Source organism: Pantoea sp. B566 (assembly GCF_024793925.1).
GTDB classification, from domain to species: Bacteria; Pseudomonadota; Gammaproteobacteria; order Enterobacterales; family Enterobacteriaceae; genus Pantoea; species Pantoea ananatis.
This window is the reverse complement of sequence record NZ_JANUQL010000003.1, coordinates 2216769-2237337: the sequence shown is the minus strand read 5'-3', so window position 1 is coordinate 2237337 and position 20569 is coordinate 2216769. Positions and strand designations below refer to the sequence as shown.

20 protein-coding genes are annotated in these 20569 nt (G+C 55.1%); 6 read left to right on the top strand and 14 right to left on the bottom strand.

All coding sequences use genetic code 11. The features are described from left to right. Window positions 1–149: 149 nt before the first annotated feature. The 9 genes from NYE92_RS12105 to NYE92_RS12065 form a co-directional block, all read right to left on the bottom strand. Window positions 150–560 carry a DoxX family protein gene (locus NYE92_RS12105; RefSeq protein WP_024471122.1) on the bottom strand — a complete coding sequence of 137 codons (411 nt, stop codon included), beginning with the start codon at window positions 558–560 and terminating at the stop codon, window positions 150–152. 202 nt (window positions 561–762) lie between these two features. After that, window positions 763–1047 (bottom strand): YqjK-like family protein, encoded by a 285-nt coding sequence (locus tag NYE92_RS12100; protein ID WP_014604933.1) that lies wholly within the window; start codon window positions 1045–1047, stop codon window positions 763–765. Next, window positions 1047–1442, bottom strand: coding sequence for a phage holin family protein (locus NYE92_RS12095; RefSeq protein WP_013027332.1), 396 nt, complete (start codon window positions 1440–1442; stop codon window positions 1047–1049). The genes NYE92_RS12100 and NYE92_RS12095 overlap by 1 nt, the downstream gene beginning before the upstream one ends. Window positions 1443–1444: 2 nt before the next feature. Next, window positions 1445–1750 carry a YqjD family protein gene (locus NYE92_RS12090; RefSeq protein WP_014604934.1) on the bottom strand — a complete coding sequence of 102 codons (306 nt, stop codon included), beginning with the start codon at window positions 1748–1750 and terminating at the stop codon, window positions 1445–1447. A 35-nt stretch (window positions 1751–1785) separates the two neighbouring features. Continuing rightward, window positions 1786–2160, bottom strand: coding sequence for a DUF1090 domain-containing protein (locus NYE92_RS12085; RefSeq protein ID WP_013027330.1), 375 nt, complete (start codon window positions 2158–2160; stop codon window positions 1786–1788). Window positions 2161–2347: 187 nt separating this feature from the next. Beyond that, complete coding sequence (gene mzrA, locus NYE92_RS12080; RefSeq protein ID WP_013027329.1) at window positions 2348–2695, bottom strand: EnvZ/OmpR regulon moderator MzrA; 348 nt, start codon at window positions 2693–2695, stop codon at window positions 2348–2350. Continuing rightward, the gene (locus NYE92_RS12075) at window positions 2692–3366 is read right to left on the bottom strand and encodes a DedA family protein (protein ID WP_014594688.1); all 675 of its coding nucleotides are present in this window, start codon (window positions 3364–3366) and stop codon (window positions 2692–2694) included. The genes mzrA and NYE92_RS12075 overlap by 4 nt, the downstream gene beginning before the upstream one ends. A gap of 312 nt (window positions 3367–3678) precedes the next feature. Further along, the gene (gene exuR, locus NYE92_RS12070; protein WP_014594687.1) at window positions 3679–4455 is read right to left on the bottom strand and encodes a transcriptional regulator ExuR; all 777 of its coding nucleotides are present in this window, start codon (window positions 4453–4455) and stop codon (window positions 3679–3681) included. Between the two features lie 87 nt (window positions 4456–4542). Then, complete coding sequence (locus NYE92_RS12065; protein ID WP_013027326.1) at window positions 4543–5847, bottom strand: MFS transporter; 1305 nt, start codon at window positions 5845–5847, stop codon at window positions 4543–4545. A gap of 399 nt (window positions 5848–6246) precedes the next feature. Between NYE92_RS12065 and uxaC the strand changes: the two genes are divergently transcribed. From uxaC to NYE92_RS12050, 3 genes are read left to right on the top strand one after another with little or no spacing between them, the layout of a single operon-like run. Further along, window positions 6247–7662 (top strand): glucuronate isomerase, encoded by a 1416-nt coding sequence (gene uxaC / locus NYE92_RS12060; RefSeq protein WP_022622429.1) that lies wholly within the window; start codon window positions 6247–6249, stop codon window positions 7660–7662. A 2-nt stretch (window positions 7663–7664) separates the two neighbouring features. After that, complete coding sequence (locus tag NYE92_RS12055) at window positions 7665–9113, top strand: tagaturonate reductase (RefSeq protein WP_015699454.1); 1449 nt, start codon at window positions 7665–7667, stop codon at window positions 9111–9113. A 2-nt stretch (window positions 9114–9115) separates the two neighbouring features. Then, window positions 9116–10606 carry a UxaA family hydrolase gene (locus tag NYE92_RS12050; RefSeq protein ID WP_259019032.1) on the top strand — a complete coding sequence of 497 codons (1491 nt, stop codon included), beginning with the start codon at window positions 9116–9118 and terminating at the stop codon, window positions 10604–10606. A 54-nt stretch (window positions 10607–10660) separates the two neighbouring features. Here the strand turns inward: NYE92_RS12050 and NYE92_RS12045 are convergent, their stop codons facing one another. Both NYE92_RS12045 and NYE92_RS12040 read right to left on the bottom strand, forming a co-directional pair. Then, on the bottom strand, window positions 10661–11632 hold the full coding sequence (locus tag NYE92_RS12045) for a TerC family protein (RefSeq protein WP_013027322.1): 972 nt from the start codon (window positions 11630–11632) through the stop codon (window positions 10661–10663). Between the two features lie 260 nt (window positions 11633–11892). Then, on the bottom strand, window positions 11893–12873 hold the full coding sequence (locus tag NYE92_RS12040; protein WP_015699456.1) for a Gfo/Idh/MocA family protein: 981 nt from the start codon (window positions 12871–12873) through the stop codon (window positions 11893–11895). Between the two features lie 135 nt (window positions 12874–13008). Here NYE92_RS12040 and NYE92_RS12035 point away from each other — a divergent pair, with 135 nt between their 5' ends. After that, window positions 13009–14697 (top strand): chloride channel protein, encoded by a 1689-nt coding sequence (locus NYE92_RS12035; RefSeq protein WP_013027320.1) that lies wholly within the window; start codon window positions 13009–13011, stop codon window positions 14695–14697. On the opposite strand, the gene NYE92_RS12030 is transcribed toward NYE92_RS12035, so the two are convergent. Then, window positions 14694–15197 carry a M48 family metallopeptidase gene (locus tag NYE92_RS12030; protein ID WP_014604939.1) on the bottom strand — a complete coding sequence of 168 codons (504 nt, stop codon included), beginning with the start codon at window positions 15195–15197 and terminating at the stop codon, window positions 14694–14696. The two genes, NYE92_RS12035 and NYE92_RS12030, sit on opposite strands and share 4 nt — an antisense overlap. Window positions 15198–15279: 82 nt before the next feature. On the opposite strand from NYE92_RS12030, the gene rlmG reads away from it, so the two are divergent. Next, entirely contained in the window at window positions 15280–16398 is a 1119-nt protein-coding gene (gene rlmG, locus NYE92_RS12025; RefSeq protein WP_014594681.1) for a 23S rRNA (guanine(1835)-N(2))-methyltransferase RlmG, read from the top strand. On the opposite strand, the gene NYE92_RS12020 is transcribed toward rlmG, so the two are convergent. Both NYE92_RS12020 and NYE92_RS12015 read right to left on the bottom strand, forming a co-directional pair. Then, window positions 16399–18420, bottom strand: coding sequence for an NADPH-dependent 2,4-dienoyl-CoA reductase (locus tag NYE92_RS12020; protein ID WP_015699457.1), 2022 nt, complete (start codon window positions 18418–18420; stop codon window positions 16399–16401). A gap of 162 nt (window positions 18421–18582) precedes the next feature. Continuing rightward, window positions 18583–19290 carry a polyphenol oxidase family protein gene (locus NYE92_RS12015; protein WP_015699458.1) on the bottom strand — a complete coding sequence of 236 codons (708 nt, stop codon included), beginning with the start codon at window positions 19288–19290 and terminating at the stop codon, window positions 18583–18585. 108 nt (window positions 19291–19398) lie between these two features. On the opposite strand from NYE92_RS12015, the gene NYE92_RS12010 reads away from it, so the two are divergent. Further along, entirely contained in the window at window positions 19399–20208 is an 810-nt protein-coding gene (locus NYE92_RS12010; RefSeq protein WP_013027315.1) for a 5'-nucleotidase, lipoprotein e(P4) family, read from the top strand. Window positions 20209–20569: the final 361 nt, after the last annotated feature.

Here is a 20569-nt window from a genome sequence, read left to right as displayed (position 1 = left end):
TTACCTTAAGCACCGGGTGGGCCGGGACTCTGCGGGATGGGAGGGCATGATCGCTTCAAACCGCCCGGCAAAGGATTTTGATCATAAAAGCAAAACGCACCGGGAGAAAGCAACCGGTGCGTCAGAAAAGCGGTGTAGTCAGGCGTCAGTTAGCGCGCCAGAGCACCCTGAGGTTTTTTGCTGATCAGGCGATCGATACTGTACGCACCCGGACCTACCAGACCTAACACCAGGAAACCGCCAGCGATAGACAGGTTCTTCATGAACATCAGCTGGTTCACGCCCTCGGCGAAGTTACTGTGAAACAGAAACGCGGTCAGAATCGTAAAGCCAGCGGTAAACAGCGCGGTAAAACGGGTCAGGAAGCCAAACATGATGGCCAGGCCGCCGCCAAACTCCAGCAGAATAACCAGCGGCAGCATGAAGCCGGGCACGCCCATGGCTTCCATATAGTGCTGAGTGCCGGCGTAGCCGGTGATTTTGCCCCAGCCTGCAGTAATAAACAGGATAGTCATCAGGATACGGGCGGCTAACAAACCACTGTCTTCGAATTTTTTCATCATCTACTCCAACGCTAAAAGTTTGCAAGGCAGCGATGCCCGCGGTGAATATTCCCGTTAACTGCATGGTTGCAATTGGCCGGGCTGATAGCTGGAGATGATAGTCGCGAGAAGTGACAGTTGTAAGCGATATAAACTGTCGATGTTATTCAGTAAAACTGAAAAAAGAAAAAGCCAGTCGCACTGGACTGGCTTTGGGGATTCAACGCGGGGGAAGGGCTGATTTAACCATGCGCCAGGTACTCCACAGGCCAAAGCCCCGTTTCGCCCAACGTAGCAGGCGATTAGGACTGCGAATGGAATAGATAGCTAATGCACTACTGCCAATGGCCAGATAGCGTTTCAGACTCAAAAACGTAAACCAGCCACGATCGTAGGGCGCGGTGATCTCCAGCCAGCTACGCCGCGCGGCACTCATGTCCAGACGCTGCTGCTGAACCTGTTTCAGCAGTTCATCGATACGCGCTTCACGCTCGCGGCGGCTCATTACCGGTTATCCTCAAGCAGATCACGATCGTTCGCCAGTTCCTTGCGCGTGTGGCGCAGCAGGGTTGACTGACGTGATTTACGCAGTGTCCATAGCCCAAAGATCAACGCCAGCAAGAACAGCACGCCAGTGGTGATGGCAATAGCCATTAAACGATACTGAGCATCAACTGCCCAGATAATCAGCACCATCAGGCTCATCAGGCCAAAAGCCGTGAAGAGCATGGTCAGGCCAAGCATCAACAGCATCTGGATGATATTGGCCTTCTCTTCTTCCAGCTCTACCACTGCAAGACGAACGCGTGTTTCGACCATACCAACCAGCGTGGTGACGATACGCTGACCAATATTGATGACCCCTTTGGCCGGTCCGTGGTTCTGCTGTGAATCCGTCATGATTAACGACGCGAGATCAGCATACCGATGGCAACGCCGATGGCGGCACCGATACCCACGCCATGCCATGGATTATCACGCACATAACCATCTGCTTTCTGCGCCGCTTCGCGCGTGGTCGCCGCCAGGCGCTCACCCGATTCACCTAAACGCTCACGAGAGCTGTCCAGCGCAACGCGCGCTTTGTGACGGAGCTTATCCAGTTCACCTTTGGACTTTTCAGTCCCGCTGCTCAGGACTTCTTCCAGCGTATCCGCCAGGTTTTTCAATTCAGCACGCAAATATTCCGATGATGTGTCTTTAGACATAAAATACTCCTTTAACATCAGTAGATTGAATCCGATTAATAGGGCTCCGCCTGTAACTTCTTAAGCTCCTGGCGTGCTTCTTCCAGCTTGCGTTCGCGTTTTGCAATCTTGTCCTTGTCATGACCTTCGTCGCGCTCTTCCTTGAGTTCGCGCTCACGCTCAGCCACTTTCTCTTTCTGAGCGTTGATTTTTTCCAGATGCGAGGCTTTAAGCTTTTTATCAGTACATCCCGCGCGCACCTCGGTAAGGGCGCGCTCCAGACCGTTCACACGGCGCTGATTGTTGTGCTTCTGAGCCATCTCGATTTCACGCTGAATGTCCTGCTCTTTTTGCTGACACAGCGACTGTGCCGCCATCAGGGAGCCTGAAAGAGAAAACAGCGTGATTCCCAGTAGTAACGTATGTTTCATTCGGCTTTGTACCTTCCATTGTTGCCTGACTTAATTCAGCGCACTGCAAGAACCCTCCGCAGTGCGCTGATAACGCGCCTTAGTTTAAGCATAGACATCAGGTGGAAAAAGTCCAAAGATCACCGATATACAGAGAAACGCTTAGCACAGCCTGAAAGTGCGCTAAGCGTTTAAGAAGGGCGACGAATTAAGCAAGTGAAAGGTGAGCCGCCTGGTCGTGTTGCGCGACGATAAACCCGTCCGGCAGCAATCGACGCAGAACTTTCTGCGCGGCGAGGCTTTGCTCTTCGTTGTCAAAATGAATAATCAACGCATCCCCTGAGGGCGTGATGCTTTTGATTCGAATACCCTGGGCGCTCAGCTGCTGATAGAGATAGAAGCCATCGGGCATCGGGGCACCCGCGTGCGAAACGCGAATCTGTACCACGTTTTCATGGCGCATCAGGCTGGGCATCATGCTGACCGCTACCAGCGCAAATGCCCCGCCAATTAACCAGGGAAGCCAGCGTTTAGGAAAAGCGTGTAAAGGTTTCATGAGCCCTCACCACGCTGGTTTGCGCGGCGTTTACGCCACAGCACAATCAGCGAGCCCACCAGCCCAATCACCAGCAACACCAGCGGCAGCATCATCAGGAAAAACATCAGTTCATCTTCGTAGCGGCGGAAGATCGGCGTTTTGCCTAAGGCAAAGCCCAGAACCGTGAGAATGACGACCCACAGAAAGCCACTCATCCAGTTAAAAAACTGGAAACGGGCGTTGCTTAAACCGGAAAGGCCCGCAATTGTGGGCAGCAGCGTACGCACGAAAGCAATGAAGCGGCCAATGAGCAGTGCCGATAAGCCGTGACGGTGAAACAGATTATGTGCACGCTGATGATAGCGGGCAGGAAGGTGTGATAGCCAGTTTTGCACCGTCGGCGTGTTCCCCAGCCAGCGGCCCTGAATATAGCTCACCCAGCAACCCAGGCTGGCGCCGGTGGTGAGGACCAGAATGGTCAGCGGAAAACTCATGGTTCCTTTGGCAATCAGCACGCCCACCAGAATCAGCAGGCTGTCACCGGGCAGGAAAGCGGCAGGCAATAAGCCGTTTTCCAGAAAAAGGATCATAAATAAGACGCCGTAAATTGCCCACACCAGTGTTGGATCGGAAAGCGTTTCATAATCCTGTTGCCACAAGGCATGCAGCAGCGCTTGCAAAATTTCCATCAATCATTCCCGAACATCATCGTTGAACATGTCCCACAGGGACCTCAGCGCAGACTGACATTTTTTATCGATTCTGAGAGCGTAGTCTGAGCAAGCGTTTCTGGATCCTTCCAGAACTGATTGTTAAATCAGCGATTTGATAAGCCCTTATCGCAAAAGGTAAGAAAAGGATGATAACTGTAACAAAAATCAAGCTTCGGAGACAGAACTACTCCTAAACGAACAGGAGTTTTACCCTCTGTATCTCGATGTAAAAAGGAGTTTTACATGTCCTGACACTATTGCAGATTAACTGACTGTTTTTCGGTCAAATTAACGCTGAATCGTATCTGCATCCGGAAGGACAACCGGATTTTCACTGAACATGTAGCGGTCAACATTGAACTCAAAATCGTCGGCGGTGGCGTTAAATAACATCTGCTTAGTATTTTCGAGATGTTGCCACATTGCCAGCTTACTGGCGGCGGGATCTTTGCGGATTAATGCTTTAAGAATCTGATCGTGATCGTCGCACCAGCTTACGATACTGCGCTGATCGATATGCTCATGCAGCTTAAGCCAGTAAGGGTTGTGTAAACGGTGCAGCCACATCTTCTCGACAATCGCGGCCAGGGCGCTGTTTTGCGTCGACTGAGCAATACGAACGTGAAACCTCATATCCCATTCAGAGTCCCTGAAATGGTCCTCCTGTCGCGCTTTCTCCTGAATCGCCATTAAATCGACAATATCCTGGCGTGTCACCTGGGTTGCCGCGAACTCGGCAACGTTACTTTCAATAAGCTGGCGCGCCTGCAACAGTTCAAACGGGCCAAAGGCGGCAAACTCTAGCTGGCTGCTGCTTTCGGTGACCCGGTTTTGCTGCTGGCTGGAAATCACGTGAATGCCCGAGCCTTTGCGCACCTCAACGTAGCCTTCAACCTCCAGCATGATGATGGCTTCGCGCACCACCGTGCGGCTGACTTCCATTTCTTCAGCGATCAGGCGCTCTGCGGGCAGTTTCTCTCCCACCTGGTAAACCCCGTTTTCAATGCGGCGTTTTAACTCGCTGGCCAGCTGTTGATAAAGTCGACGAGATTCAGTGAGGTCCATGAGGCAATCCAAAGTAACGAGCAGATAAGTTGTTATACCACTTTGCGGCAAGAGAAGAAAAGGGCTGGCACGGGCCAGCCCTCAGGATCAGCTACGTATCGGCGCAGCCTGAGAAGGGGAAGGGGCGGTCTGCAGTTCAGAAATGGGTTTGTTTTTTAACACTGTCCAGATCACCACGGCACCGAGCAAGTCGAACACGGCCAGGGCGGCAAACAGTGGGCTAAAGCCTAATGTATCGGCCAACGCACCGACGACCAGCGCAAACAGGGTGCTGGCTGTCCAGGCCGCCATCCCGGTCAGTCCGTTCGCCGTGGCAACTTCGTTACGACCAAACACATCGGAAGACAGGGTAATCAACGCACCAGACAGCGCCTGGTGGGCAAAGCCGCCTACGCACAGCAGCGCGATAGCAATATAAGGGCTGGTAAATAAACCAATGGTGCCCGGGCCGATCATTAAGATCGCGCCCATGGTGACCACCATCTTACGTGACACAATCAGGTTGACCCCAAACCAGCGCTGAAACAGCGGGGGCAAGTAACCGCCCAGGATACAACCAAAGTCGGCAAACAGCATGGGCATCCAGGCGAACAGCGCGATCTCTTTCAGGTTAAAGCCGTAAACTTTAAACATAAACAGCGGAATCCAGGCGTTGAACGTTCCCCATGCCGGTTCAGCCAGAAAGCGTGGCAGGGCGATGCCCCAGAACTGGCGATTGCGCAGGATCTGCAGGGCCGACATTTTGGTGGTGTTGCCGGTTTGATGCTGCAGCTCCTGACCCGAAATAATGTAGTGGCGCTCTTCGTCACTCAGCTTTTTCTGCTGCTTGGGATGCTTATAAAACACCAGCCAGCATAGCGCCCAAATCATGCTCAGTACGCCCGCGATAATAAAGGCCATCTGCCAGCTGTGCGCAACAATCGCCCAGACCACCAGGGGAGGTGCCAGCATCGCGCCGATGGAGGAGCCGACGTTAAAATAGCCCACCGCTACCGAGCGTTCTTTCGCCGGAAACCATTCGCTACTGGCTTTTAGCCCGGCAGGGATCATCGCGGCTTCTGCGGCACCCACTGCGCCGCGCGCCAGGGCCAGACCGCCCCAGCTTCCCGCCAGCGCCGTCGCGGCGCAAAAGATCGCCCACAGCACAGCAAACACCGCGTAGCCCACTTTGGTGCCCAGTAAGTCAAGAACGTAACCTGCGACAGGCTGCATGACGGTGTAGCAGGCAGAGTATGCCGCCACAATATAGGAGTATTGCTGGGTGGTGATATGCAGTTCGGTTTGTAGCGTCGGGGCTGCCACGGCAATCGTGTTACGCGTCAGATAGCCGAGTACCGTACCCAGGGTAACCAGGCCAATCATATACCAGCGTAATCCTTTGATCTTACGCATTCTGTACCTCTTCCAGTTGTTTGCGCGGTCTTACCGCTGTTGTTATCTGGAGCGGGACATCTCGTGATACAGCTCTGCTCACGCCCGCCGGCCCTGCACCAGCGACCGTTATCTGCCTTGCCTTGTGTAAGAAAGTTGTTACCTTGCGGTAAAGCGAGAGCCTAACTTGTTATACAACTTTAAAAGTTGAAAGCCATCACAAAAACCCGCAATAGCTTGTGGGATACTGCAAACAGACGAGAACACAGCCAGTTAGCGCGCTGCGGGCGACAATAAGGTCCATATGGGATGTGATCATCTTGCTTAAATGTGACCTGAGTCGTAAAAAAACCTGCAGTCAGCCAAAATTGGTATGATAACTTTGAGCCATTCAGGGGTCATCCCATAAGGAAGCTTTTTATGTCGCGTTTCATGACCGAGGATTTTTTGCTGGACACTGAGTTCGCCCGTCGTCTCTATCACGACTACGCCAAAGACCAGCCTGTCTACGATTATCACTGCCATTTACCGCCGCAGCAGATTGCTGAAAACTATCGTTTTGCCAACCTTTACGATATCTGGCTGAAAGGCGATCACTATAAGTGGCGGGCGATGCGGGCTAACGGTGTGGCAGAGGCGCTGTGCACCGGCGACGCCAGCGATCGGGATAAATTCAATGCCTGGGCGCGCACCGTGCCGCAAACCATTGGCAATCCGCTTTACCACTGGACGCATCTGGAGCTGCGCCGTCCCTTCGGCATTACCGGCGTGCTGCTGTCCGAAAAAACGGCTGATGAGATCTGGCAGCGTTGCAATGATTTACTGGCGCAGGACGATTTCACCGCGCGCGGCATCATGCAGCAGATGAACGTTAAGATGGTCGGGACCACCGACGATCCGCTGGACGATCTGACGCATCACCGCGTACTGGCTGAAGACAACAGCTTCAAGGTGAAGGTGTTGCCAAGCTGGCGTCCGGATAAAGCCTTTAATATCGAAGCCGACACCTTCCTGCCGTGGATTGAAAAACTGGAAAGCCTGACCGATATCAGCGTGCAGCGCTTTGATGATTTACGTCAGGCGCTGAGCAAACGTCTGGATCACTTTGCGGCACACGGCTGCAAGATTTCCGACCATGCGCTGGACGTCGTATGTTATGCCGATGCCGATGAAACCACGCTGGACAGCATTCTGGCGCATCGTCGCGGAGGCGCAAAGCCGGATGCCCAGGCTATCGCCCAGTTTAAAACCGCAGTGCTGGTATGGCTCGGGGGGGAATATGCTCGTCGCGGATGGGTGCAGCAGTACCATATCGGCGCGCTGCGCAATACTAACCAACGCCAGTTCCAACTTCTGGGCGCAGATGTAGGCTTTGACTCCATCAACGATCAGCCCGTCGCCGAGCCGCTGGCCCGCTTACTCGGTGCGCAAAACCTCAATAACGCCTTGCCTAAAACCGTCCTCTATTGTCTGAATCCGCGGGATAATGAAGTGCTGGCGACCATGGCCGGAAATTTCCAGGGCGAAGGCCAGGCCGGGAAAATGCAGTTTGGTTCCGCCTGGTGGTTTAACGATCAGCTGGACGGCATGCAGCGCCAGATGACGCAGCTGGCGCAAATTGGCCTGCTGAGCCGCTTCGTCGGGATGTTAACCGACAGCCGCAGCTTCCTTTCTTATACCCGTCATGAATATTTCCGTCGGCTGCTGTGCCAGATGATTGGCCGCTGGGTCGAACAGGGCGAAGCACCCGCAGACGAAGCGCTGTTGGGCCAGATGGTACAAAACATTTGCTTCAACAATGCCCGTGACTATTTTGGCATTGAGCTGGGAGCCTGACCATGAAGCGGCTAAACCGCCACGACTTTCCCGGCGCGGTCTACCACGATCGCGTGATTCAGTTCGGTGAAGGTAACTTTCTGCGTGCCTTTATCGACTGGCAGCTTGACTGGCTCAATGAAGATCAGGGCACAGACGCCGGTGTGGTGGTGGTCAGGCCGCGTAATCGCGACGTCAGCGACAATCTGAATCAGCAGGACGGTCTGTATACCACGCTGATCCGCGGGCTGAACGCGCAAGGCGAACAGGTGAGCGAAAGCCGCCTGATCCGCAGCCTTAACCGTGAGATTCAGCCTTACCAGCAGTTTGACGATTTTATGGCGCTGGCACGTCAGCCTGCTATGCGGTTCGTTTTCTCCAATACCACCGAAGCCGGCATCGCGTTTACCGAAACGGATCGCTTGGACGATCGGCCTGCATCCAGCTTTCCGGGCAAGCTGACGCAACTGCTGTGGGCGCGTTACCAGCATTTCGACGGTGATAAAGAGAAAGGCTGGCTCATCGTGCCCTGTGAGCTGGTCGATCACAATGGCGATATGCTGCGTGAACATGTGCTGCGCTATGCCGATCTCTGGCAACTGCCCAGGGAATTTCAACGCTGGGTTGATACGCGCTGCGCATTCTATAACACGCTGGTGGATCGCATTGTAACCGGCTTCCCGTCCGAGAGCGCCACGCTTGAAACCCAACTGGGCTATCAGGACCGTTTTCTGGTGGCCGGTGAAGTTTATTATCAATTTGTTCTTCAGGGGCCAGCTGCGCTGTTTGACGAACTGAAGCTGGCCGCACTGGCGCCGCATGTCCGTCACGTTGACGATATTGCCCCGTACAAAGCGCAAAAAGTCGCGATTCTGAACGGCGCTCACACGGCCATGGTGCCGGTTGCGTATCTGGCGGGGCTGGAGAGCGTAGGAGAGGCGATGGACGATGAGCAAATCTCGGCGTACGTGGATGCGCTGCTGCGCAAAGAGATTATCCCCACGCTGGATTTGCCCGCTGATGAGCTTAACGCTTTTGCCGATGCGGTACTGCGTCGCTTCCGCAATCCGTTTATTCGCCATGCACTGCTTTCCATCGCCCTGAACGGCATGACCAAGTTCCGTACGCGCTTGCTACAACCTTTGCTGATGTCGCATGCGAAAACAGGGCAGTGGCCACAGCACCTGACGTTTGCGCTGGCAGCCCTGATTGCGTTTTATCGCGGGGAATCGGCGGATAAAAGCTGGCCTCTGCAGGATGAGCCGCACTGGCTGGAACGCTACTCAGAGGGCTGGGCCGCCGTGGCAGCAGAGCAGATCTCTCCTTTAGCGTTGGTCAGTCGCGTATTAAGTGATGCCGAGCACTGGGGACAAGATTTAACACAGCAACCCGGCCTGGCCGAAACGGTCAGCCAGCACCTGCAACGCATCCTCGCGCACGGTATACGTGACGCGCTGAGCCAACGGAGATAACCATGCAAGACGCCATAAAAATTCATCCGCAGGACAATGTTGCCGTGGCGTTGCATGATATGGAAGCCGACACCACGATTGAACTCGCCGCCCAGCCCGTCACGCTGCTTCAGGACGTGGGACGGGGGCACAAGTTTGCCTTGCGCGCCATCGGCAAGGACGAGTTGATCATAAAATATGGTTTGCCGATTGCGCATGCGACTCAGGCCGTTGGGGCAGGGGAGCTGATTCATTCCCACAATGCGCGCACCAATCTTAGCGACCTGGATCACTATGAATATCAGCCCGACCAGATTGCGTCAGCCACCAAGCCAGGCGACCGTGAGGTACAACTTTACCGTCGCGCCAATGGCGATGTCGGTATTCGGAACGAGCTGTGGATCTTACCGACCGTCGGCTGCGTAAATGGCATTGCGCGACAGATTTTACAGCGCTTTCTGAAGGAGACGCAGGAGGCCGCCGGTACAGACGGCGCTTTTCTGTTTAGTCACACCTTTGGCTGTTCGCAGCTGGGCCAGGATCACGACAACACCCGCACCATGCTACAAAACATGGTGCGCCATCCCAATGCCGGCGCGGTGTTGGTCATCGGCCTGGGCTGCGAGAATAACCAGGTGGATGTGTTTCGTGAAACCCTGGGCGCGTTTGAAAGCGATCGCGTTGAGTTTATGGTGTGCCAGCAGCACGACGATGAAGTGGAAGCCGGACTGGAACGGCTGCACGCACTCTATGAAAAAATGCGTCACGATCGCCGCTCGCCCGGCACACTCAGCGAGCTCAAGTTCGGTCTGGAATGTGGCGGTTCCGATGGCTTCTCAGGCATTACGGCGAATCCGCTGCTGGGGCGCTTCTCCGATCAGATGATCGCCAACGGCGGTACCACGGTGCTGACGGAAGTGCCGGAGATGTTTGGGGCCGAACGGCTTCTGATGGGCCGTTGCCGGGATCGGGCTACCTTCGACAAAACCGTGTCGATGATTAACGACTTCAAACAGTACTTTATCGATCATCATCAGCCCATCTATGAAAACCCGTCACCGGGTAATAAAGCAGGCGGTATTACCACGCTGGAAGAGAAGTCACTCGGCTGTACACAAAAGGCGGGGCAAAGTCAGGTGGTGGACGTGCTCAAGTATGGTGAACGTCTGACAACGCCGGGCCTTAACTTGCTCAGCGCGCCGGGGAACGATGCGGTGGCGACCAGTGCGCTGGCCGGTGCGGGCTGCCATATGGTGCTGTTCAGCACCGGGCGCGGCACGCCGTACGGCGGATTTGTCCCTACGGTCAAGCTGGCCACCAACACGCCGCTGGCCGAAAAGAAACCGCACTGGATTGATTTCAACGCCGGAAGGCTGGTCGAAGGCATGAGCATGGACGCGCTGTTAGCCGACTTTGTTGACACCATCGTGGCGATTGCCAACGGGCAATTAACCAACAATGAAAAGAATGATTTCCGTGAGCTGGCTATTTTTAAAAGCGGCGTGACGCTGTAAACGCAAGGGCGGCATGTCTGCCGCCCTTTTTCACTGTGTTTCCTTACCCTGTCGTTAAGGCTTAGTCAGCTTCTTCTTGTCGTTCTTGTGATTCACCCAGGCGTTGATCATCAGGGTTGAGGCAAGAATCGCGCCCACGACGCCCAGCGATATCGCCACCGGGATATGGTAAATATCGACAATCAGCATCTTGATACCGATAAACACCAACACGACAGCCAGGCCGTATTTCAGCATTGAGAAGCGTTCCGCGACGTTAGACAGCAGGAAGTACATGGCGCGCAGGCCCAGAATCGCAAACAGGTTTGAGGTCAGAACGATAAAGGGATCGGTGGTGACGGCAAAGATGGCCGGGATACTGTCGACGGCAAAGATCACATCACTTAATTCGACCATGATCAGTACCAGCAGCAGCGGTGTCGCAAACAGTACGCCGTTCTTGCGGGTAAAGAATTTCTCCCCTTCCAGCGTGTCGGTCATGCGCAGGTGTTTACGCAACCAGCGCACCACCGGTTTGTCGCCCACCGCCGCATCATCCTCTTTCGCCATCGCCATTTTGATACCGGTAAACAGCAGGAAGGCACCGAAGATATACAGGATCCAGCTAAACTGCGTGACCAGCCAGCTACCCGCGAAGATCATGATGGTACGCAGCACGATAGCGCCCAGTACACCGTAGATCAGCACACGACGTTGCAGGTTGGCAGGAACAGAGAAGTAGCTGAACAGCATCAGCCAGACGAAAACGTTATCGACCGCGAGGGATTTTTCCAGCACGTAGCCGGTCAGGAAAGCCAGCGTCTGACTGGTGGCGACTTCGCGTCCGGCGGTGCCGTCCAGATACCACCAAAATGCAGCACTGAACAGGAGCGAGACGGAAACCCAAATCAGCGACCAGACCGCAGCCTGTTTAAAGGACATGGTTTGCGAACCGCGACGACCCTGTAAGAACAGGTCAATCGCCAGCATGATAACTACTACAACCGCAAAACTGCCCCAGAGGAGTGGCGTACCTACAGTTTGCATAATCGTATCCTGTCTGAAAAATAAAAAAACGGCTGAAGTCAGAAGACGTCAGCCGCTTATTCAGTGTAAGCAAACCTCGCCTTCCGGCAAGGTCTCACTTACAACTCAGGAATTGATTCTGGGTTGCCTGATGACCGGATGCGTGCGCAACGTAGTGACGATCAATCAGCTTACAAGTTACTCCCCTTTGCAAGCGGGTAAGTTACGTGGCTGGCGCTCAGGAATCAATCATTGCCAGTCATATTTTGAAATATTTACATTCAGGATGCATCGGCCGGAAAAACGACGCCCGTCTGACGTCGGATCTCGGTGAGTAATCCGGCCACGCAACGAGAAACCGCCAGCGCCGGATGGCTGACATGGCGCTGTTCAACCAGCCGCACAAAGGTCTCTGCTTCATACAACATGCTGTTGATATGCTGCGGCTGGGTTAACGCCTGTTTATCCCCTTCACGCGGGATAAAGGTCACTGACTGGCACTCAGCGATGCGGTTTATCACCAGCGATCCCGCCTCACCCTGAATTTCACTGGCCAGCACGGAGTCACTGACCTTGGAGTGCACAATCGTGACATCAAACTCACCATAATTGAGGATCACCGTGCCGTGCGCATCGACGCCGCTTTCCAGCAGGGTGGCGGAGGCGTTAACCTGCTGCGGCTCGCCCCATAGCGTGACGGCCAGCGCCAGGCAATAGTAACCGATATCCATGATGGAGCCGTTGGACCAGCGGGGATCGAAAGTATTAGGCCGCTCGCCATTCAGGTAACGCGGATAACGAGAGGAATACTGGCAATAGTTCAGCAGCGCCTTGCGCAGTGTGCCAGTCTTTGCCAGCCCCTGTTGCAGTTGAATAAAGTTCGGTAAGCTGGCGGTTTTAAAGGCTTCAAACAGCACGACCTGATGCCGGAAGGCGCAGGCGATCATCGCCTCAGCTTCCTGCAGATTCGAGGCCAGCGGCTTTTCGCAAATCACGTGTTTACCCTGCGACATAAACAGCATGGCCTGCTGACAGTGCAGGGCGTTGGGGCTGGCGATATACACGGCATCGATTTCAGGATGGGCGGCCATGGCCTCCAGCGACGTAAAAAGCTGGTCGCAGGGATAATCATGACGGAATGCCTCTGCCTGCTGCAGAGTGCGCGAATAGACGGCACAGAGCGTCATCTTGCCGGTTTCATGTGCCGCTTCAATAAACTGACGCGTAATCCAGTTGGTTCCCACAATGGCAAAGCGAATCACAGTTAGCCTCCTGCACAGATAAAAACGCAGAGTAGCATCTGAAACCGGGCAGGCAACGCCAGACGTTGATCCTGAGATCTCCATTCCAATAATATGTCTCGATAACGCACGTTAAGCACAAGACGGGGAGCGCAGGTGAAAGGAAGTAAACATGCACTAAACTGGACCACATTGCTTATCGCCATCCCGGTTGGCTGTGCGGCGTCGTTAGTTACCTTGTTATTTCGTGAAACGATCGAGTTTATCAATCAGTTGCTGTTTGGCCGCAGCAACGACATTACCGAATCTCTGCATCTCTGGCCCTGGATATTCTGGCCGGTTCTGGTCGGTGTCGGCGGACTGCTGGCGGGATTCTTCCTGCGCTATGCGGTGGCAATCGAGCAGCAGCAAACCGTAAAAACAGATTATCTGGAAGTCATCAACGCGCGCCTTGATGTCGTGCCCACCAAAACCTCGCTCTTCCGGGCACTGTCGTCGATAGCCAGTATTGGCAGCGGCGCGTCAATCGGTAAAGAAGGCCCAATGGTTCAGCTTGCCGCCCTGTGCGGCAGCATCATTGGGCGCGTGTTGCCCGGCGCGTTGCAGTTAAAAAACAGTGACGTCGTCGCCATGGCCGCCGCCGCCGGTCTTTCGTCGGTTTATCATGCGCCGCTGGCGTCGGCTATCTTCGTGGCGGAAATTGCTTTTGGCATGTCGGCTTTACAACGGCTGATTCCGCTGGTGGTGTCGTCCGCTGTGGCGGTTATGACCATGTGGACGTTAGGCTTTCGTAATGCGCTGTATCCGCTGGCCGATGTCAGCTTCACGATGGATAGTTACAGCCTGCTGATTACCATCCTGATCGGTTTACTGTCTGGTCTGGCCGGCTTACTCCTTATTCGGCTGATTGCGCGCGCTAAAACGCTGTTCAGTCGGGTCAAGTCCTTGCCGTTGCGCCTTGGGGCAGGGGGATTTGCCGTGGGCCTGCTGGCGCTGATCTCAACCGATATCCTCGGGAATGGCTACGAGGTGATTGTGAAGGTGATGGCGGGTCATTATCTTCTGTCCGGGTTACTGCTGCTACTGGTGTTAAAAACCCTGGCGACTACTCTTTCCGTGGGATCCAATGCGGTGGGCGGGCTGTTTACGCCGTCCCTGCTCATTGGCGCGCTGCTGGGCATGGTCATTGCACTCGGCGGGGTGGCGCTGCATCTTCCGCTAGATAACGTTTTGCTGTTCGCCGCCGTAGGCATGGCGGCGGTGCTGGCTGCCGTGAGTCAGGCTCCCCTGATGGCGATGCTGATGGTGCTGGAAATGACGCTCAACAGTAGCTTGCTGTTCCCGGTCATGATCGCTTCCGTGCTGGCGACAATGGTGGTTTATCGCCTGCAAATGGCAAGTACCTATCCGGTCGTGACTCACCACTTCAACCGCTCTGAAGCCAAATATGACTTCGATAATATGCGCATCAGCGAGCTGATTATTCCGGGCGCGGCGCTCCAGCCTGAAGCGTCGGTGGGCGAAGCGCTGGCGGTGAGTTCGCTTAAGCGCGAACGCTATGTTTATGTGATCAACGCGGAAGGTGCATTCCTGGGCGTGGTCTCGATTCATGAGATATCGCGCAGGGTGCTGGCACAGGAGATTAATCTGGACTCGCCGGTGCAGTGCGTGATGGATCAGGATTTCCCGGTCGCCTATCAGAATCAAAGCCTACGGGAAGGGTGGGAAGCCTTTGCGGCCGTGACGCTGGAGCGCCTGCCGGTGCTGAATAACCCGCAGGAGCGCCGTTTCCTGGGGGCGCTCACCAAAACCAGCCTGATTCAGCAAGCGCAGCAGTTTCTCTAAGCTGCGTTGCCCCGCATCGCCTGTTCCGTCATCCACAGGCGCGCATCGAATTCGAGCTGGTGGTAGTCCGGCTCCATATGGCAGCACAGCTGATAGAACGCCTTGTCGTGGTTTTTCTCTTTCAGGTGTGCCAGCTCATGCACCACGATCATGCGTAAAAAGGGTTCGGGCGCCTGGCGGAAAAACGTCGAAATACGGATCTCGGCTTTGGCCTTCAGGTTGCCGCCCTGCACGCGGGAGATGGCGGTGTGCAAACCCAGCGCATGCTTCATCACCTTAATCTTGTTGTCCCATACCACCTTATTGATCGGCGGAGCATTTCGCATGTAGCGGTTTTTCAGCGCCAGTGTGAAGTCGTACAGCGCCTTATCACTCACTCTGTCATGCATATCAGGATAGCGCTGTTGCAGCACCGGGCCTAAACGCTGGCGATCGATAAGGGTCTGCACCTGCTCAAGGATGGACTCAGGATAACCCTGAAGATAGATAAGTGAGGACATTAGAGATTCCCGGCGAAAGACAGTATACTGCGCCCCCTTTTTGGGGCGAAAATCAACCAAAGTGTACCACGCCGGAGAATTCATGAGCCAACTTGAACTGAACGATCGCGCACTAACCCTGCATCGTTTCCCGCAGATGCGTGACGAGAGTCCGTTACAAGCCTGGGATGCCGCTGATGAATATCTGTTGCAGCAAAGCCTGCCATCGGGTCCGGCGTTGATTTTTAACGACAGTTTCGGGGCGTTAACCTGCGCGCTGCATTCGCGTCCGGTGTGGCATATTAGTGATTCCTGGCTGAGCCAGCAGGCAACGCGCCAGAACCTGCGCCTGAATGCGCTGGATGACAGCGACGTCCATTTCCTCGACAGCCTCTCTGACTTACCGGCGGCGCCCGCACTGGTGTTGATTAAAGTTCCTAAAACGCTGGCCCTGCTGGAGCAGCAACTGCGTGCGGTGCGTCAGGTGATTACCCCGGAAACCGTAGTGCTGGCGGCGGGGCGTGCGAAAGAGATTCATACCTCCACGCTGCAACTGTTTGAACAGATCATTGGTGAAACCAAAACCTCGCTGGCCGTAAAAAAAGCGCGGGTGATATACAGTCAGTTCACCCAACCCGCGCTGCGTGAAAAAGCGCCAACGCAGGTCTGGCCGCTGGACGGAACGCCTTACCAGATTCACAACCATGCCAACGTGTTTTCCCGATCTTCTCTGGATATCGGTGCGCGCTTGTTCATGCAGCATCTGCCGGAAAATATTGAGGGCGAAATCGTCGATCTGGGCTGTGGCAATGGCGTTATCGGGCTGATGGCGCTGGCGCAGAATCCTGAGGCAGAGGTGCATTTCCTTGATGAGTCTTATATGGCAGTGGCCTCCAGCCGGTTAAACGTTGAGGTCAACCGCCCAGACGATCTGTCGCGCTGCCAGTTCCGGGTCAACAACGTGCTTAGTGGCTATCCATCCGATACCTTGCATGCTGTGCTCTGTAATCCACCCTTCCACCAGCAGCACGCGGTCACCGACCACCTGGCCTGGCAGATGTTCCGCGATGCGAAACGCTGCCTGCAATATGGTGGAGAACTGCGCATCGTTGGCAACCGCCACCTTGATTATCACCACAAGCTGAAAAAGCTGTTCGGTAACTGTACGCTGGTGGCCTCCAACAAAAAATTTGTGGTGCTGCGCGCCGTAAAAATGCGTTAACTAAAGCGTTAACGCCAGTGCGGTGGCCTGGGCGATTGCCCGACGGGCATCCAGCTCTTGCGCCACATCGGCCCCGCCAATTACCTGCACCGGTTTGCCGTTTGCCCGCAATGCCGCTTCCAGTTCGCGTTGCGGCTCCTGACCGGCGCAGATAATCACATTATCAACCGGCAGGACAAGCGGTTCGCCGTCGCGTTTGATATGTAGTCCTTCATCATCAATCGCCAGATACGTAATCCCGCCCCACATTTCAACGCCGCGTGACTGCAGGCTGCTGCGGTGGATCCAGCCGGTGGTTTTCGCCAGCGTTGCGCCGGGCTTGCCCGCCTTACGCTGAAGCAGCCAGATTTGGCGAGGGGATCGCAGCGGCGCGGGGGCGATCAGACCTCCGCGCTGCGTCAGGCTGTGATCGATGCCCCATTCACGATAAAAGTCGTCCACCGTTTCGGTCTGATGCGGTTGAGAAAGGTATTCTGCCGTATCAAACCCGATCCCGCCTGCGCCAATGATCGCCACGCGCGGCCCAACCGGACGTTTATCCGCCAGCACATCCAGATAGCTCAGCACGCTGGGATGATCGATACCGGGAATCTCTGGCGTGCGGGGTTTAATGCCGGTTGCCAGGATAACCTCATCGACGTCAGCCAGCATAGCGGCGCTGACCCGGCAACCTGTTTTAATGACCACACCTGCCGCAGGTAAACGATGACGAAAATAGCGCAGGGTTTCGCTGAACTCTTCTTTGCCAGGGATCTGACGGGCGATATTGAACTGCCCGCCGATGTCTGGCGCGGCATCATAAAGTGTTACCTGATGCCCCCGTTCTGCCGCCTGCAACGCAAACGCCATGCCCGCCGGTCCGGCACCGACCACGGCCAGCCGTTTAGCTGCGCGCGTCGGCGTAACGGGCATCAGGGATTCATGGCAGGCGCGGGGGTTAACCAGGCAGGAGGTCACATGACCGGCAAAAATCTGGTCCAGACAGGCCTGATTACAGGCGATACAGGTGTTGATGCTGTTGTCATCCCCCCGCTGCGCCTTGCTGACAAAGGCAGCATCGGCCAGAAAAGGTCGCGCCATCGACACCATGTCTGCACAGCCATCCTGTAATAGCTGTTCGGCCACCTGCGGGTGGTTGATTCGGTTAGTCGCCACCACCGGCACCGCGACGTGCTGACGCAAACGGCGCGTGACCCAGGCAAAGGCGGCGCGGGGTACGCAGGTGGCAATGGTTGGAATTCGCGCCTCATGCCAGCCGATGCCGGTATTAAACAGCGTCACACCACAGCGTTCCAGCTCGCTGGCCAGCTGCAGCGTCTCTTCTAACGTGCTGCCGTGGTGAATTAAATCCAGCATCGACAGCCGGAAGATAATAATAAAGCGCTCGCCAGTGGCCGCGCGTACCGCACGAGTAATTGCCAGGGCAAATTGCATGCGCCCGGTAAAATCACCGCCCCAACGATCCTGGCGCTGGTTGGTATGCTGCACCAGAAACTGGTTAATCAGATAACCTTCGGAACCCATGATTTCCACACCATCGTAGCCCGCCTTCTGGGCGAGCCGGGCACAGTGGGCGAAATCGGCAATGGTCTGTTCAATCTCGGCATCGCTCAGTTCACGCGGAGTAAAGCGATTGATGGGGGCCTGTATCGCAGAGGGGGCAACCAGATCGCGCTGAAAGCTGTAGCGACCGGTGTGCAATATCTGCAGGGCGATTTTCCCCTCATGCTGATGCACCGCGGCGGTAATTTGTCGGTGCCAGTCGCACTGTGATTCCTCGTTCAGCACCGCGCCGTGTTCGGCGGTCACGCCCTGGGGATTCGGTGACACACCGCCTGTGACGATCAGCGCCACGCCTTCCCGTGCCCGCTCGCCATAGAATGCCGCCAGCCTGGCCGCGCCCTCTTCACGCTCTTCAAGGCCGGTATGCATTGACCCCATCAGAAAACGGTTTCTGAGCTGAGTAAAGCCCAGATCGAGCGGGGTGAATAAAGCAGGATAGTGGGAGGGCAGCGCTGTCATAATCACTCACAGATAAAGTGGTCGGATGAGTTAGCTTCAACCATTTCTATGTTAAAAAAAAGTGAAATGGCATCAGGGTGTGAGAAACATCATAAAAGCGTCACTACCCGGCGCGGCAGTCCGCCCCTTAAACACGCCGCAGAAGAGCAGACTCAGTGGAATTCAGCGGCGGCGAATCCAGGAATAGCGCGAACGATAGCCGCTGCCGTGATGGGTATTGAAACGGTAGCTGGAGCCAGATTCGGTGGCGCAGTAAGTACACAGAGGAATCAGGTCGATTTGTGCTGCCGGTATGCCTGTATTGACCAGCATCTGCTTAGCCAGCTGCGGTAAATCGAACCAGATGCCTGCCTGGGTGGCAACGGCCTGGGGGCGCAGTGCGAACGGATTACGAGGCTGCTGCTCGTGATAGCGCAGCGGCAGGGGGATACCTGGCAACCGCTCAATATCTGCCAGGCGTTGCCGATCCAGCTCAAAACAACAGGGCGCCAGCGCCGGGCCAATCGCCACGGTCAGGCTCTGGGGCGTTGCGCCGCGTTCACAGAGTTGCTCCACGGCGCGGTACAGCACCCCGGCCAGCGTGCCCTGCAGGCCGGCATGCACGGCGGCCACCTGTCTCTCTTGCCGGTCGGCAAACAATACGGGTAAACAGTCGGCCGTGTACACGGCGACGGGTCGGTGTCCGGTGGCAATCACGCCATCTGCATCACAGCTTTTAGGGGGGAAATTATGGATATCGGTGACGACCACGGCGCTGTGGCGCTGATGACCATAGGCCGCATCCTCGGGCGGCGGTTCACCTGCGGGCTGAAAAGCGTAATCGACCCAGTCGAGTGCATCAAGTAATGGCGAACGCGGCATGGCGGACATCCTCTTCTCCTGTCAGGTCAGCGTGCAATCTGCTGCCCTCAGCTTACGTTAACTGCTACATTTTTGAAGCGTTACCCACTCAAATCTTTCACACCTTAGGATGAAACGATGAAAAATTCAGTGAATGTCGCGCTGTCAGCCATGGTTGTGCTGGCGCTGGCGGGCTGTGCGCAACCTGCCCGGCAGCAGGCACAGCAGCAACTGGGGCAGCAATCGGTGCTGGCGTTAGACTGGTTCCAGCAGTCCGGCGAATATCAGGCGCTCAGCTGGCAGGCATTTAACAGCGCCCGTCTGGCCTTTGATCAATCGGCTTCGCTGACCGGCAAGCCTAAGGCGGTCATCGTCGATTTAGATGAAACCATGCTCGATAACAGCGCCTACAGTGCCTGGCAGGCAAAAAATGGACAGCCTTTCAGCGATAAAACCTGGTCAGCCTGGACCCAGGCGCGTCAGGCCAGAGCCGTTCCCGGCGCGGTGGAGTTTGCCCGTTATGTCAACAGCCATGGCGGCACCGTATTCTATGTCTCCAACCGCGATCAGAAAGATTACGCTGCGACGGTGGCTAACCTTGAACAGCTTGGTTTTAGCGGCGTGAGCGAAAAAACGGTGAGCCTGAAAACGGACTCATCAAACAAACAGGCACGTTTCGATGCAATCAAAAATGCGGGCTACAACGTGGTGTTGTATATCGGTGACAACCTGAACGATTTTGGTGGGGCAACCTGGCATCAGGGGAATGCACAGCGCCAGGCGTTTGTTGAGCGTAACCATGCACAGTTTGGTACACAGTTCATTGTGTTGCCTAACCCGCTCTACGGCGACTGGGAGAGCGGGATGGCCGAGAATTACAATAAACTGACGCCTGAACAGCAGCTCTCCGTCCGTGAAGCGCGCCTGAGGGCCTGGAACGGTAAATAATGTGTCAATACAGAGAGCCTGCAATGAGTAGGCTCTTTTTACATCGCTGTGGGCATTTACTTACTGTCGTCACTATTCTCATGCAAATTAAATTAACCATCTCTTGCTTTAATATTCCCTTTAACAAAGTTCATTTAACTGCCTAATTCGAATAAAGGCGGTGGATTGTGCTATTCATAAATTCTGCATTTAAGAGTAATCCTGGTCTGATGCGCGACCTCTGTTTTTTTTCATTCTCGCCCGGAAAGCGTTTTGTATTTATTTGTCAGTTTTGCTTTTCCTGGTAAATATTTAACTAAATGATTTTAATGATAAATAATTAAAGTAACCAGATACCTCAGTGGTATGACCTCTTAATTTT